12 protein-coding genes and 1 pseudogene are annotated in these 15,968 nt (G+C 47.7%); 9 read left to right on the top strand and 4 right to left on the bottom strand.

All coding sequences use genetic code 11. The features are described from left to right. Positions 1-147: 147 nt before the first annotated feature. From ACFVSO_RS27550 to ACFVSO_RS27535, 4 genes are all read left to right on the top strand, one after another. Entirely contained in the window at positions 148-672 is a 525-nt protein-coding gene (locus tag ACFVSO_RS27550; protein WP_387479941.1) for an RNA polymerase sigma factor, read from the top strand. Further along, the gene (locus ACFVSO_RS27545) at positions 656-1,441 is read left to right on the top strand and encodes a hypothetical protein (RefSeq protein WP_387479940.1); all 786 of its coding nucleotides are present in this window, start codon (positions 656-658) and stop codon (positions 1,439-1,441) included. Before ACFVSO_RS27550 ends, ACFVSO_RS27545 begins: the two co-directional genes overlap by 17 nt. Positions 1,442-1,721: 280 nt before the next feature. Then, on the top strand, positions 1,722-8,285 hold the full coding sequence (locus ACFVSO_RS27540) for a cellulose binding domain-containing protein (protein WP_387479939.1): 6,564 nt from the start codon (positions 1,722-1,724) through the stop codon (positions 8,283-8,285). A 30-nt stretch (positions 8,286-8,315) separates the two neighbouring features. Continuing rightward, positions 8,316-8,942, top strand: coding sequence for a hypothetical protein (locus ACFVSO_RS27535; protein ID WP_387479938.1), 627 nt, complete (start codon positions 8,316-8,318; stop codon positions 8,940-8,942). A 1,012-nt stretch (positions 8,943-9,954) separates the two neighbouring features. On the opposite strand, the pseudogene ACFVSO_RS27530 reads toward ACFVSO_RS27535, so the two are convergent. From ACFVSO_RS27530 to ACFVSO_RS27520, 3 genes and pseudogenes are all read right to left on the bottom strand, one after another. Further along, a pseudogene (locus ACFVSO_RS27530) lies at positions 9,955-10,101 on the bottom strand (IS3 family transposase); the annotation flags it as partial. Next, positions 10,102-10,326 (bottom strand): helix-turn-helix domain-containing protein, encoded by a 225-nt coding sequence (locus ACFVSO_RS27525; protein WP_387479937.1) that lies wholly within the window; start codon positions 10,324-10,326, stop codon positions 10,102-10,104. A gap of 39 nt (positions 10,327-10,365) precedes the next feature. Further along, positions 10,366-10,593 (bottom strand): helix-turn-helix domain-containing protein, encoded by a 228-nt coding sequence (locus ACFVSO_RS27520; RefSeq protein ID WP_387479936.1) that lies wholly within the window; start codon positions 10,591-10,593, stop codon positions 10,366-10,368. Between the two features lie 375 nt (positions 10,594-10,968). On the opposite strand from ACFVSO_RS27520, the gene ACFVSO_RS27515 reads away from it, so the two are divergent. Beyond that, positions 10,969-11,208: a hypothetical protein gene (locus tag ACFVSO_RS27515; protein WP_387479935.1), complete on the top strand. Its 240-nt coding sequence runs from the start codon at positions 10,969-10,971 to the stop codon at positions 11,206-11,208. Positions 11,209-11,317: 109 nt separating this feature from the next. Here ACFVSO_RS27515 and ACFVSO_RS27510 read toward each other — a convergent pair whose 3' ends face one another. Next, entirely contained in the window at positions 11,318-11,917 is a 600-nt protein-coding gene (locus ACFVSO_RS27510) for a DJ-1/PfpI family protein (protein ID WP_387479934.1), read from the bottom strand. 308 nt (positions 11,918-12,225) lie between these two features. Here ACFVSO_RS27510 and ACFVSO_RS27505 point away from each other — a divergent pair, with 308 nt between their 5' ends. The 4 genes from ACFVSO_RS27505 to hpt are packed head-to-tail and all read left to right on the top strand — an operon-like array spanning position 12,226 to position 15,896. Then, complete coding sequence (locus tag ACFVSO_RS27505; protein ID WP_387479982.1) at positions 12,226-12,960, top strand: vWA domain-containing protein; 735 nt, start codon at positions 12,226-12,228, stop codon at positions 12,958-12,960. After that, positions 12,944-13,873, top strand: a complete 930-nt coding sequence (locus tag ACFVSO_RS27500; protein WP_387479933.1) for a serine/threonine protein kinase — start codon at positions 12,944-12,946, stop codon at positions 13,871-13,873. Before ACFVSO_RS27505 ends, ACFVSO_RS27500 begins: the two co-directional genes overlap by 17 nt. A 20-nt stretch (positions 13,874-13,893) precedes the next feature. Next, a complete protein-coding gene (gene tilS, locus ACFVSO_RS27495) occupies positions 13,894-15,306 on the top strand; it encodes a tRNA lysidine(34) synthetase TilS (RefSeq protein ID WP_387479932.1) in 1,413 nt (470 codons plus the stop codon). Between the two features lie 50 nt (positions 15,307-15,356). After that, entirely contained in the window at positions 15,357-15,896 is a 540-nt protein-coding gene (gene hpt / locus ACFVSO_RS27490) for a hypoxanthine phosphoribosyltransferase (protein ID WP_387479931.1), read from the top strand. The last annotated feature ends 72 nt before the right edge of the window (positions 15,897-15,968 follow it).

Raw genomic sequence — 15,968 nt, 5'->3', positions numbered from 1 at the left:
CTCTGAGGGTCACAGTTCACAAACTCCGTGTGGTCTTTTTATTGTCTAACTTGGTTTTTTCATTCCCCACCAATATTTTCATAAGAGCAAACTTTCTCCGAACTTGCCGGGTAATACTTATAGAACAGCAAGAAAGAGGTGAATGAGGTGGAGCTTGATACGATCAGCCGGATCGTTCAGGGTGACAGGGAGGCGTTCCGCGGTCTGTATGACGAGTACTTCGACTATGCGATGCGGACGGCCGCGCTGGTGGCCAAGAATCAGGAGTGGGCGAAAGATGCGGTGCAGGAGACTTTCCTCCGTGTATACCGGAACATCTGGCAATATGATAAAGCCAAGCCGTTCAAGCCGTGGTTCTACAGCATTTTGCTTCGCGAGTGCTACCGGGTGATGGAGCGGGAGAAGAAGATTGTGCCGATGGGTGAGCAGTTGGAGCGAGTGGCTGTGGAAGCAAACATGCCGGATGGGAAGGTCGATCTGTACGATGCCCTGCAATCTCTCCATGATATGTACCGGATACCGCTTATCTTGAAATACCTTCATAACTACAGCGAGCGGGAAATCGCCGACATTATGGAGCTGAACGTCAATACACTGAAGTCGCGCCTCCTTAAGGGGCGGGAGCAAATGAGAGACCGATTGGGAGGGGAGCCATATGGATCAAAAGCTTAAGCAGCGTCTGGAAGAAGAAACGAATTATCCTTCCAATCTGAAGGAAGAAATGTGGGCGCAGATTGAGTCGCAACTGGAGAACGGCTCTCCGTTGCCGGCAGATTCAATAGAGAGTCAATTGGACAACAAAGAACAGCCACAGGGGAAAAGGAGAAAGTGGACGATGACTATTATCAAAGCAACTACAGGACTTGCAGCAGCCGTCATTGCTGTTACAGCATTTTTGGCTTTGCCGCCAGGAGAGGCATTCATGAAAAGCGTGCAGAACTGGTTTGCGCCGGAGAAAAAAATCGAGGTTGAGGTCGAGGGGAACAAGGAAGAAACGAACGGGCAGGCCCATGTAAATGAAGAAAGCCGCTACGCCATCTATTATGATAAGGAGCGCTATAAGCTCATTCAGCAGGACGGCAAAGACGTCATTACGACCATTGAGCCGCTGCCGGAGCCGTACCCGCAAGTATCGCTGACAATAGAGCAGAAAATAGATGCATTGCCGGAGAGGCTGGCTGCGGAGATAGCGGGCAAGCTAGCCGACCAATTTGCAGAGGTGCGCGATATTGAGAAGGTTAGTGAGCCTGTAGAAGGCTACCGTATTCATGCGATTAACGGTCATGATCGTCTGAGTAAAATCATCTCGGTATACGTCACAAGCAATGAGCAGCAAGGCAGCTTCATTCTGACCATGAACTATTTCCTGGAGGCGGCTGAAGGCCATGGAGCGAGATTTACGCAGACACTGGAGCAGTTCAAGGTGCTGGCAGAAGAGTAATACCTATGCATCGCTTATGGAATAAGGGGAGGCGCATTCGCCTGTCAGGAGCTGACATAGTTTCTTTTTAAAAAAAATAGACTTGAAAACGATACGGTTTATGAAGACAGCAGATTATGCTGTCTTTTTCTTTATATTTAATAGGTTTTTGTTAAAATGAGTGACCATTGGTCTAGCTATTACCAAACCTTCGGTCCCATAGTCCTATGGATTGAAATAATTCCCAGTCGATATATAGGGATAATGACATCCTTTTGGATTAGAAATGGAGAGGACTTAATTGAAGGTCAATAAGTTTTGGGCAAAAGGGATTAACTGGACGCTGATTATCGCTTTGATATGGTCGATTGCACCTGGTTCCATCGTAACGGCACAAGGCGGGCTGCAAGCTTCGGGGAATCCAAAGTTTATTCAACTGCTCCCATCTGTGTTCAACCCATCGGCTGGCGAGAGCACGACCATTCGCTGGAATTGGGAGATTGACCATATAACTGCCATTGAGATTAGGGATGGAGAGCGGCTAATCGAGACGCTGACAACGCAAAAGTATGCTGGCGGTTATGTTGTTCATAACTACCAATGGAATGGAAAAGACAAAAGCGGTAAGGTGCTTCCTGCAGGCACATACACGATTGTCGTACGCCCGACGGAACCGAAATACGAGAAATGGGCGCATGCGGCGTCGATCACCATTGTAGACGGCGATGCTGACAAAGTTTATGTCGCGCCGAATGATGACAAGAGAAGCAATCAATTTGTAGTATATGGACTGAATGGCAGCAATAACGGCGTAAAGAACGTTCAATTGACTGTAACGAACATAGAGAGCGGTCAAGCGACATCGCTTGAAGCTACGCTGCAGGCGAATCAGTGGTTTGCAAACGTAACTCTGCCGCCGTACAAGCAAATGAAGCTGGAGGCTGTATTTACTGGGGGGACGATCGACAAGGCGCATACCGTTATTGTGAATCATCGATTCCGGTTATTCGATGACATGCGCCTGTTGGCTTTGCAGTATTTCAATGATGACAATTTAGTAGAAAAGATCAGGAAGGACAACAAACTGCCGGAAGGTGAGCTTAATCCAAGTGGGTTATTCGGAAGAAGCATTCTGGTCTATGAGCCGTTGGAGATTGTTCCGATAGCTCAGGAGATCGATCCGCTTTCTAATACACATGGTGTCTTGGACGGATACGAGGGGCTTACTTTGCTGTCTCCTGCCAATATGTCGACGGGCAATCATGTTGGACTAGCCGTAGATGTGCTTATTGATGGTGCAGCACCGCTGTTCTTCAATCGATTCTATAATTCCAGAAGTGATACGATTAGTGAGTTTGGCATTCACTGGAATCATACCTACTCCTATCGCTTGCGCGATCTGGGCGAGCAAGTCGTCATTATGTTCGAGGACGGACATACGGAGAACTTCACCGCAACGGGCGGCGGAAGCTATACGAAAGCCGAAGGCCGAAACCATGTTTTAACGAAGCAATCTGACGGAACGTATCAATTGTCGATTGATGGAATGACATTCCTTTATTTTAACGGGCAGGGCCTTTTAACGAGAGTTGCGGATCTGAACCATGTTCAGACTGTGCTGCATTATGACGGAACCAAGCTCAGCCGAGTCGAGAAGAACGGCAAGTCGATTCAGTTCCATTACAATGACAAAGGGCAACTAATGAGCGTCACGGCCCCTGGTCAGAATGCCGCCCAATACAGCTATCAATCCCAACAATTGAATAAGGTTGCATTGGATGAACAGGATTGGCTCTACAACTATGACGCTGGCAAGCGGCTGTCCTCGATCATCAAGCCTTCCGGGGAGACGCTGCGAGCCTTTGTTTATGACAGTCAAGGCAGGCTAATCAAGGAAACGAACGGCAATGGTCATTCCAGCACGTTAAGTTATGATGACTACGAACGTAAGATCATTCTGAGCAATCCGAAGAACGAACAAACCACCTATTATTACGACAAAGATTATCGCCTGGTGAAGATGCAGGACAAGACAGGGACAAAAACCTATCAGCATACGAATGCTTCTGCTGTAAGCAGCGTCGCTTTTTTGGCTTCCACTAGTGATAATGTGGCGCAAGGCGCTAGTGCGCAGATCAGCAAGAAGCAAGAAGTAAGGACGCTAGGCGTTTCTACTTCCGCTTCAAGTGGCGTGTTGAAGGTACAGATGTATAACGTCAGCGATCTAGGCAAGCAAGATCCGACGAATACGATTCACCCAATGATGCGCATCTACAATACATCGCAGGGAACCATCGATCTGAGAGATGTAACCGTACGTTATTATTTTACGAATGATGGCATTACTGAGCAGGTCTACTGGTGCGATTGGTCGGATATCGACTGCTCAAAGGTGAAGGGCTCGTTCTTGAGTGTTGTCAATAAAGGCGATACTGCACTGGAGGTCGCCTTCACAAGTGATGCCGGCGAGTTGAAGCCAGGCGAATATGTGGAAGTGCATAATCGCTTCAACAGTAAGGATTGGAGCGATTATGATCCGACCAATGATTACTCTTATAACGCTGTAGATAATTCCTTTGTAGATTGGAACAAGGTTGATGCGTTCTATCGCGGCGTGCTCGTATGGGGGGATGGCAGTGAAGGCGGAACGCCGGAACCAACTCTGCCACCGGGCCCAACGCCTGATCCAGGGTCTCCAAGTCCGACGCCTGATCCGGGCGCATTTCCAAGTCCAACACCGATACCTACTCCGGTACCAACACCTGAACCGGAGCCTGATCCGGAGAAAGTGGCGTACATCGAAGCATCGGATAACGGAACGCGTAGTATACGCGCTGAGATGTTCAACTTTAATCGAAGCGCCAACTACAACACGATCTATCCATGGTATCGCCTTGTGAACGAATCGGATGAAGCAATCTCGCTGAAGGATATTCGCATTCGCTATTTTCTAACGGCGGATACTACGGAGGAGCTCATCTTCTGGTGTGACTGGGCAAGCATTAGCTCAGGATCGAAGGTTAAAGGCACCTTCATGAAAGTATCGAATGGGGATGGTGTCGTCGATACCATACTAGAGATGTCGTTCACCGATCAGAATGCGGTACTGAAGCCTGGGCAATCTATAGAGCTTCATACGCGAATCGGCAAAAAAACGTGGCCTGACTTCAAGCAGACCAATGATTTTTCGTTTAATCCTAAGTCCACTCAGTATGAACCATGGAAGCGGATAGCTGTGTTCGTCAACGGTAGATTCGTATGGGGGCAGGTGCCGGTAGGTGCCGCTGATATTGCTCCGCCGGAAGAAGAGCCGCTGTATGTGCCGAATGATTTTTCCAAAAGTAAGGCGATTCTCATTACCGATCAGCTAGGCAATAAAATCTCGTATGTATACGATGTTAATGGGAATTTGACGGAAATGACGGATGCGCTGGGCCAGACATTGGTATGGACTTACAACGGCAGATCGCAGGTCATCAGCCACACTGACCCGGAAGGCCGTCAGATGTCTTATACCTATGACGGTCGTGGAAATCTGACCAGTGTAACCGATGGGGAAGGTCATGTCACTTCTTATCAATACAATGCGCTAGGATTGCCAACCTCCGTGATTTTGCCAGATGGCTCTAAGATTCAAGTGTTGTATGATGGCAGCGGCAATCCGATCGAATTTATGGATGCTGACGGAAGCATCTATAAGCAGACATTCGACGAGAGCAACAAGCTTCTTAAACGGATAGATCCGCTAGGTCAGGAAATCAAGCTGCGATATAACACACAAGGACAAGTTGATTGCGTCGAGCATACGGACGGAACTTCTGTTTCCTATCAATATAATAAAGATGGAGAAATGGTAGCATTCGTTGATCGCAACGGTGGCATTACGCGCTCCGAATACGATGCAGCAGGTCTCAATACGGCTATTGTGGATGCGCTAGGCCAAAGAACAAGCTATATCTATGACGAGCTCGGGCTTTTGGTCGAGACTGTAGATCCGCTTGGTAACAGCGAGAAGATCGTAAGAGATGGGTTCGGTCAGATCACTGCAAGAATCAATAAGCTGAACCAGAAGACGGAGTACAAGTATGATGCGCTGGGGCAACTGCTGTCGACGACTGATCCCGCAGGTAAGACGACCCGATACGAATATGATCCGATTGGCCAGGTCAAACGTCAGATTCTGGCGGACGGCTCTGTTTCTTCTTATTCGTATGATGGCTCCGGTCTGATCGTTGAACAAAACGATCAAAGCGCCATAACCCGGTATGAATATGACGAGCGTGGTGCACTCATTAAGGAAACGAATGCACTCGGATATTCGATTTCCAGGGTCTACAACGCAAATGGTTTAGTAGAGAAAGTGTTTAATGCTTCCGGTCATGAGACTTCTTATGAATACGATGCATCGGGGCGTTTGTCGAAGAGTATCAACGCGCGTAGTCAGGCTACCACGTATGAAAGAGATAAGCTGGGCCGAACGCTTGCCGTTACCGATCCAAGCGGTATGGTTACACGATATGTGTATAATGACAGTGGTCAGGTAGCTGGTGTCGTGAATGCGGAAGGACATGCCACTGAGTACCAGTATGATGCACTGGGCCGCAAGTTGTCTGAACGCGACCCGCGAGGCAACATCACGCGTTATGACTATGATGCTTTGGGACAATTAACTTCGGTGACGGATACATGGGGGACGAAGGCGATTTACCGATACGATGCTGCAGGCAATCTGGTGAAGCAGGTTCGTCAGGACGCTAGCGGAGTGAAGGAACAAATTACGTCGTATACGTATAATGCGATCGGCCAGCGCCTCACCATGACGAACCCGTTGGGCAGTGTTACTAAGTATGCCTATTATGGCACAGGTGCATTGGCATCCATGACGGATGAGGATAGTTATATTACAAGTTATGCATATGACGAAATGGGACGCAGAACGGCTATAGACTATAATGGGGTCTCCTCGGAGACATTCCGTTATGACGAGAAGGGAAGGCTTGTTGAGACAGTCGATGCCTCCGGCAAAACCACATATGCTTATGATGTGCTGGGTCAATTGTTGACAAGCACCAACCCTAATGGAAAAGCAGTAAACTATACCTGGACACCGACAGGTCGAAAAGCTTCAGTTGCTTACCCTGGTGGAAACAAGTTCTATTATGAATACAACGAACTGGATCAGATCATCAAAGTAACAGGGCCGAAAGATATGTCGGCTGAATATCGTTATGATGCCAATGGCAACGTATCGGAAAAATATTCGGCTGACGGTGTTACCACATCTTATAACTATACAACGCTTGGTCAACTGGAGTTGCTGAAAGAGCAATTACCTTCCGGAGAATTGTTGCGGTCGATTACGTACAGCTACGATGCTGCTGGCAATATCGTTAAACAGGATGAGAAGGCAAGAGGCAGCGCTCGCAATCGGCAATATGCGTATGACGGTTTGAATCAGCTTGTCGAGGCGACAGATCAAGGTGTTAAAACTTCTTATGCGTACGATGCCTTCGGCAACCGCACTCAGATGCAAGAAGGAAGCTCATCTCCGGTCCGTTATGAGTATAATGGAGCCAATGAATTGCTCAAGCGAACACAGGGTATGGATGTGACAGCCTATAGTTACGACAAGCGCGGTAATCTGGTGGAAGAGAAACGGAATAGTGTGACAGCTGCGGCGTATACCTTCAACGAAGCGAATCGTCTTATTGAACTGAAGAAGAATGGCTTGACTACGACCTATTCGTATAACGTTGACGGTCATCGCACGGGCAAATCTACAGGAGCAGATCATTTCGTTTACTTGCTTGATCCGCTGAGTCATTATGGAGAAGTGCTTGAGACGTATCGAAACGGTATTCAAACCGACACCATCGTATATGGTGAGGACCGTTTGGGCGTAGTGAACGAATACGGCGATTTCTATGGCTATAGCCTTGACCATCTAGGCAGCGTGCTTGAGCTTCGCGATTCGGACGGGACTGCCGCGGAGAGCTATAAGTATGATGCATATGGTAGGTTGCTTGCGGAGCCAATTGGGGATTCTGTCGTAAAGACTCATCTGTCCTACACTGGTCATGAATATGACCCTGAAAGCCATTTGTATTATGCTAAGGCACGATATCTGGACGCTGAATTAGGTAGGTTTGTTAGTGAGGATACGTATGAAGGAGAGTTCGATATTCTTCTTAGTCTGAATCTCTATACGTATGTGCATAATAATCCTTTGAAGTATGCTGATCCAACGGGCCATAAAGTTTGGCTTATTCATGGGACATTTTCAGATCCTGACACTTGGGGTAAAGAAACTGGGGATTTTGTAAATTATATTGAATTACTGTTCGAGGAACCTGTAGAGAGATTAAAATGGAATGGAGAAAACAAAGAGGATGAACGTTCAAAAGAAGCTAAGAGGTTGACGGAGAATATTTATAAGTACCATAAAAAGAAAGAGAATTCCGGGGAACCGATTAGGTTGGTTGGTCATAGTCATGGAGGGAACGTAGCGATACTAATTACAAATCTTTTAGCGGACAAAGGTTTATCGGTAGAAACATTAATTACAATTGCAACTCCAGTACGTGAATATCAACTTGAAACAACAGTGAGACAACGTATAAACGTATATAATGAATATGATGATGTTCAAATTAGTGGCGGGAGGAAGGGGAATTTATTAATAGCTAATCGACAATTTAATGATGCTGAGAATGTATTGGTAACGATGCCTGCATATCGAAGAAACACCTGGTATGGGGTCTCTAATCATTCATACATGCATAGTAATAAAAAAGTTTGGAAGGAATATATTGAACCCGCCTTAGGTATATCCTCTAAGGGTAAGGGTTCAAAAGGCTCATTTTAATATCGGAGGTTATAACGCGGGAGGGAGACTGTGCAGAACTTCAAAAAAAGAATGTTCATATTCTCTACTTTGACAATTGGAATCTCTATTCTTTGGTTTTTACTTGGTACTACCGCTAACTTTCAACGAGGAATAGATTTAGTCACAACCATTAAATTTGCAGTAATTTGGGTTCCTGCTATTCTATTATTCTTGATTCCTCTAATCATCATAAAAAGTCGAAAGGGAACGGCATTTCAAATTCTAATATGGCCGCTAATAATCGCGCATTTTTTTCTAGCCATACAACTATTCAAATCTGTTGAGATTGAAGGCTGGTTAATAAATGGAGTATCTAGCGAACCCGTTAAAACAACATCAGATGGTTTGTTGGATTATCGTCTAGAGTTAATAAACTTGTATCAAAAAAATAGTCGTGTTCGGCTTTTCATCCATGATAACAGTACGGGACAGGATATTTATATACCAATAGATGCTGAAGCAAGCGAAGTCCAAAGAGAATGGGTTGGTGAAGGAGAGATGTGGCAATGGTCTTCATTGTCAGGCATAACTGATAATAATCATCGTCAGTTGAGTGTCTGGCGCATGGAACCTTTGCCTCAACTAGAGTTTCTAATAGATATCGAAGATGTAATCTCAACCCGTTTAACACAATAAATTTGAATACTGCTGTTACAAAAACCACGTGTGAGTATGAACTGCATTCCATTTGTTTAGATGCTATCTAACGTAAGGGTGCGGTTCATAACTCTAAGTGGTTTTTCTAATTCCATTCAAAAAAAAGTTTTTGGATGCTGACAATATCACGATATATCAAACGGGGTTCAAAAACAGAGATTTTATAGTTAAATTCAAAGATGAATACTATATCAATGAGGAAAAGTATTTAGAGCTGGTTGAAATTGCAAATTCCACTTAGAACAGCGAAATCGAACATATCATCTAGGCAACACAGTCGGATTGCGTAAAAGTGCAACCGATCAATATGCAGTCACAGTGGATGCGATCGAGGTGGAGACGGTTGATGAAGTGGGATATACACAATTAAATTTTCCGTAGACCATGTTGATTATGCAAACCAGAGGATGCAGTTTTTGGATCATGTTGAAACGGAAAGCGGCCAGATGATTAAGGATTTTATCTTTGTAAATGAGGAACAGTGCAAGTTAGACTTCCAGCAGGGGATAAAATCAGGTAAATCTCTTCGTATTACTACTTTTGATTATTATTTTTCTATCATTATTATTTTTACCCTCGGTGCTTATCTATGTTGTAAATCTATTTGAAAAGAGTCCGGAAAAACCTGCAATTACCTACGGTGAATTTCCATTTCGATTAGTATATGATATAAATGGTCGGAGGGAAGTTATGGAAGACACCTTAATAATAGAGTATAAGGGTGTTGGAATAGATGCAGGTCGTGGTAAATTCAGAAGATGGGAAGATAGATTAGCAAGCGGAAATGAGAGAATCACATTATTCAAAAGTGATCTCATTGAAATATACTACCCACATGGCGGTTCCAAATATTACATGGGAGATTTAGAGGAATACGTATCGTTCAATCCAGCTTTTCCTAATGCAGCATATATGACAATTGAGAAGAATATAACTCAAAGCGGTTTAATCACTGAAGATGAATTGATGGGGCAACATGGAATTAAATTAATTAGTTGGGACATTGCTGACCCGATTGTAATTCATTTAAGTAATAGTAGGCGGCTTCTAGGGCATGAGTCCGGTACTGTACCGGACTCATGCCCTTTAGTTTTGCTTTAACCGGCTTGTGATTATAGTACGTTATATATTGGTCTAATTAGGTCTCTGACTCTGAACAATCCTCAACCGAAACAACCAATTGATCGACCGTAATTTCCAGTGCCGTACAGATTTGTTCCAGCGTGCGGATATAGACCCTGTCCACAGAATCGGAGCAGAGGTGGTTGATGGTTGCAATTCGCATATTCATGGAAAGCGCGAATTGCCTTTGAGAGATGCCGCGTTCCGCCAGTATTTCACGCAAGCGTATATGAATTTTCATACTTCCTCCATTACCGTTAAGCAGGGGGTTAATCATTGATCAATTATCCTCAGAATCTGCATCATCTTCAACGGAAACAATCAGTTGATCTACAGTAATATCCAATGCGTCACATATCTGTTCCAACGTACGAATATAAACCCTGTCTACGGAATCGGAACATAGATGACTAATGGTTGCGGGGCGCATATTCATTTTAAGGGAGAGTTGACGTTGGCTAATGCCTCTCTTTTCAAGAATCTCTTTTAAGCGGATTTTGATTCTCAATATAAGTTCCTCCACAAAATATTACGTTTAACAGTATACATCTGAAAGTAATATATCATAAGCATTAAAGAATATCATTGAAACTTACGCTTAAAAGTAATATAATATTTACATACTCTTAAGAGTAATACTTATAAGCGTAACAACAACGATTGGTTATATTGTTACTATCGGAGGAGGAATCGATATGAGAGGCAACCAATATGTCAGCATTTCAACATGCGTACAAGCAACAGACGAAGACAACTTATATCAACAGGATAAAATCAGAATTTACGATCTGGAGCCAAGTTGGAGATTTCAAAACAATACGATTGACGTTGCGAGGGAGGAGCCTCGAATTCCTTCATATTTTAGTCGCCCATGACCAAACCAATGGACACCTACAATCTCTACATCGAGCAGGAGGATACGTTCTATCAACAGCTGGAAACGCTGGAGCAATGCCAGGTTGCTGTGTATGACCATATCTTTCGTTATGGCGAGCGCTTCAACAAAGCGATGGTCGAGGAAGTGCTGAGGAGCGTTCACCAACTGGAAGTGAACGTACGGCTGGAATTGATGCAATTGCGGCTGGACAAAGCATTCTTAGCCTACGACATGAAACATAACTAAACGCAATAACCGAACCGCTCTTACTCAATCCCATGAAGAAAGGCTACCCCAACAGGCCCCAATGAACCCGCTAGAATAGCCTACTGCCTTCTTATAGCACTAATGTCTCTTATAGCACTAATGTCTCATCTTCTTGACGTGCAACCTGCTCTTCCCGAACAAGCCGGATGAACTCTCTCATGAAGCCTGGCAGGTCCGGCCAGGCGTGGCCGCTCACCAGCTTGCGGTCGGCATGCAGCGTGTCCGTCGTGTACGTGGCGCCCAGGCGCTCGACATCCGTCTTCACGGCGTTGTAGCACGTCATCGTGCGGCCCTCGAAGTAGCTTGTATCCTTCAATGCCATGAACACCAGCGCGCCGTGGCAGATGACGCCGATCGGCTTGTCCTCTTGGAGGAAATGCTCGACGATGCGCGGCAGCTCAGGATGGTTGCGTATATATTCCGGGGCGCGGCCGCCGGGAATGACAAGTGCGATATATTCTGACGGATCGATATCCGCGAAGGAAGCATGAGACGGCAGCAGATGGGCAGGCTTCTCCGTGTAGGTCTCCCAGCCCTCGATAAAGTCATGAACGACGGTATTCAGCACTTTTTTCTCCGGGGATGCAATGACAGCATCATAACCTTCCTCTAGCAGGCGGTAATAGGGATAAAAAATTTCCAAAACCTCTGTTCCGTCACCCGTAATCAGCAGAACCTTGTTCGACATGCGCTCACTCCTTCAAGGAATTTTTTGGCATACACTCCTATTATCTATGGGGCGTCCAAGTCTGTAAATCTATCCGAAGTCACCGTGTCCTTCTGCCCAATTCGGTTCGAACCCTGTCAGATTCGGGCGATGGCAACCCCCGATGGGATGGGCTATACTAATATGAAGCTTACCTTGGAGCGGCGAAAAGCCGATAAATACGGGTAAGGAACAGGAAAATGATAGGTAAGAGGCGTTTATCTCTCTCAAAAAAGGCAAAGCTGATAGAAAAGGCTTTATAACTTTGCTATGCGGAGGGATAGACGATGATGAGGCAAATATTGCTGATAACAGATGGCTGTTCGAATGTGGGACTCAGCCCGGTGGTGGCGGCGGCTCATGCCAAGTCGGAGGGCATTCATGTCAATGTGGTAGGTGTGCTCGACCATGGGGATGTAGGCGAGCTAGGCGCGGCAGAGATTGAAGAGATCGCGCGTGCCGGCGGCGGACTGAGCCGTATGGTCAATACGCGGCAATTATCGCAGACGGTCCAGATGATGACGAGGAAGACCGTGGTACAGACGATTCAGATCGCGGTGCAGAAGGAGCTGCAGCAGGTGCTTGGCAATGGCTCTATTGAGGCGCTGCCACCGGAGAAGCGAGGCGAAGTCGTGCGCGTCATCGATGAGCTTGGCGAGTCGTCGGGTCTCCGAGTGGCGCTGCTGATCGATGCCAGCGCGAGTATGAAGCCGAAGCTCGCCGCTGTCGAAGAAGCAATTCACGATTTGATGCTTAGCCTACAGGCCAGACAGGGTAAGAGTGAGATATCGGTGTTCCATTTCCCAGGCTCGCGTCATGGCGATGATTGCATTATGGATTTGGCTTGGACCAGCCATCTGAGTGGCGTGCATTCGATATTTCCCAAGCTGCAGATGGGCGGGACAACGCCGACAGGACCTGCAATTATGCAGGCGGTCGATTATTACAGGCAAGGCGAAGCGGGGGACTACGGCCGCAGAGGCAGACATGAAACGGATGGGATGATGGGTGACTACGTCGTTTAAGCTGGAGCTGCGGCGCGGAAGCGTCGTAATCGGCAAGTGGAGACAAGGCAAGTACCGGGTGGAACGGCTGCTGGGAGAAGGGGCCAACGGGAAAGTCTACCTGGTCCAGAAGGACAGGGATTGGTACGCGCTCAAGGTGGGAGCGGATGCAGTAGACATGCAATCCGAGGTGAACGTGCTGAAGTCGCTTGCTCAGCAGAAGGGTCAAGGGATGGAGCCGTTCCTGTTCGACGTCGATGATCTGTACGGACCGGGCGGGAAGGAATATCCGTTCTACGTGATGAGATATGTGCGCGGAACGACACTTGCCAGCTACCTGAAGGAGCAAGGGGCGGAATGGTTCCCTCTGGTCGGGCTGAATCTGCTGAGCAAGCTTGGCAGGCTGCACCGGTCAGGTTGGGTATTCGGCGATCTGAAGGTGGAGAATGTGATGGTGGCCGACTACGGTCATGTTGAGCTGGTAGACTTCGGGGGTGTGACGGCTGCCGGCAAAAGCATCCGCCAGTTCACAGAGATCTACGACCGCGGGTATTGGAACAGCGGCTCGCGTTCGGCCGATCCGAGGTACGATCTCTTCTCGTTCAGCGTATTATGTATCCAGTTGCATGAACCAAAGCGCCTCCATCAGCTCACGAAGGAGCTGCTGCCTCAGAACCGATCAACAGTCGAGCTTATGGCGTTAGCGGAGGGGTGCGCGATGCTTAAGCCGGTGGCTGGCTGGATGCGCAAGGCACTGCATGGCGAGTTCAGAGACGCAGAGGAAGGTGCGGCTGCGTGGCGGTTGCTGATGCACCGGAAGGAGACGCGCAGATCCTCCACAATGCCGGGCTGGCTGAAGGGGCTCGTTGCGACCTCCGGGATTCTGCTCGCGGCCTCGATCTTCGTCTGGTTGCTTCGCAATGTATGGATGTAGCAGAGGAGGGCAATAGAATAATGAATGAACCGCTTCAGATGGAACTTGCGAAGGAAGCGGCTGCCCACAGCATGTGGGAGAAGGGCGATACCATTCTGGTGGCCGTGTCCGGAGGGCCCGATTCTATGGCGCTGCTTCATATGCTTCATGCGCTGTCTGACCAAGGCATTAAGCTGGTTGCTGCTCATGTGAATCACGGGTTTCGGGCGGAAGAGTCCGCCTTCGAGCTGGAGGTTGTTCAATCGTTCGCTAAGAGCCTTGGGGTGCCATGCGAGACCATTGTCATGGATCTGCCTTCTTATATAGAAGAAAACCGATTGAATCTGCAAGCTGCCGCGAGGGAGAAGCGATACGAATTCCTGTACCGGACAGCGACTCAGTACGGCGCGTCATGCATTGCGCTCGCCCATCATGCAGATGATCAGGCGGAGACGGTGCTGATGCGGCTGATCAGGGGAGCGGGACTATCGGGACTCTCAGGCATGAGCAGCGTCCGTCGCGAAAAAAATGTGCAACTCATACGCCCCCTCCTTCGTATGAACAAGTCAGACCTTCTGCGTTATTGCGAGGAGCACGAGATTCCGTACTGCGTTGACAGCAGTAATCTGGCCCGGTATTACTTCCGTAATACGGTTCGTCTGGATGTCATTCCTTATTTAATGCAGTTCAACCCGCAGCTTCCTCAATCTCTCCAAAGACTGGCTGAAGTAGCCGGCGCGGAGGATGATTGGATGGAGCAGCAGGCATCGGAATGGTTCAGCCGCATCGTACGCTGCGGAGAAGGCGAATGCCAGGTGGAATGCCGGGAGCTGTCCGGTCTGCACGTCGCTTTACAAAGGAGATTGATTAAACTAATATTAAATTATCTGTCTCAGGATACGGAAAACATAACCTATGGCGCCGTCGAGACGATGCGGCAGGCGGCATCTTCGCATGCTCCAGCTACATGGCGGATGGACGCCGCAGGCGGGATCCAATGCTTGCGCGAATACAGCGTAATGAGATGGGTACATACGAATGCAATACCGGATATGGCAGGCTGGTACAATTACGTCATCGAACAGGGAAGCGATGAACGAATTGAAGCGGCGCCAAGCGGATGGAGCTTCCGGTTAGATTGGTTGGAGACTGCGGCTGCGAAGCCGGCATCCCGCATGGAAGCACATTTCGATGTGGCCGGACTGGTCTTTCCGCTGCATGTGCGCAACCGCGTGCCGGGAGACAGAATTCATGTTTTAGGATTAAATGGGTCGAAAAAAGTGCAAGATATGTTCGTTGACGAGAAGGTACCGCCCTCCCGTAGAGAGCTGTATCCGCTGCTCTGCGACGGTGACGGCAAGCTGCTGTGGATTCCCGGCATCCGCCGATCCGCGCATGCCCTTCCAGGGAGCGGAAGCGCACAAGTTCTGCGTATTACGGCACTCAACGAATAAGGAACAAGGGAATACACATAAACATAGGTAACGCGTAGGAGGCTTTTGAAGTGCAGAACGACATCCAAGAAGTGTTATACAGCGAAGAGCAGATTGGCGCCAAGGTAAGAGAACTGGGGGCTAAGCTTAGCGCTGATTATGAAGGGCGGAATCCGCTCGTTATTTGCGTCCTCAAAGGCGCGTTTATTTTTATGTCCGATCTGGTGAAAACTATTACCGTTCCGCTTGAGATCGACTTTATGGCCGTCTCCAGCTACGGTGCTTCCACCAAATCATCCGGCGTCGTCAAGATTATTAAGGATCTGGACGTGTCGGTGGAAGGACGCGATGTCCTCATCGTCGAAGATATTATCGACAGCGGCCTGACGCTTAGCTACTTGATCGACGTATTGGAGCGTAGAGGCTCGAAGTCCGTGACCGTGGTCACGCTGTTCGACAAGCCGGCGCGCCGCACGGTTAGCTTGGAGCCGAACTACAAAGGCTTTACGCTGCCTGACGAATTCGTCGTGGGCTATGGCCTGGATTATGCGGAGAAGTACCGCAACCTTCCTTATATCGGCATTCTGAAGCCGCAGGTTTACGAAAAGTAATTCGCGCTGGAACCGTACATGTCCGCCCTCCGGTAGCCTCTATTGTGATGGAAAGTCATGCTATGGTAAAAT

Source organism: Paenibacillus sp. NPDC057967, assembly GCF_042887015.1.
Lineage (GTDB): Bacteria > Bacillota > Bacilli > Paenibacillales > Paenibacillaceae > Pristimantibacillus.
Note: the sequence above shows the minus strand (reverse complement) of the source record. Positions and strands in the feature narration are given on the sequence as shown.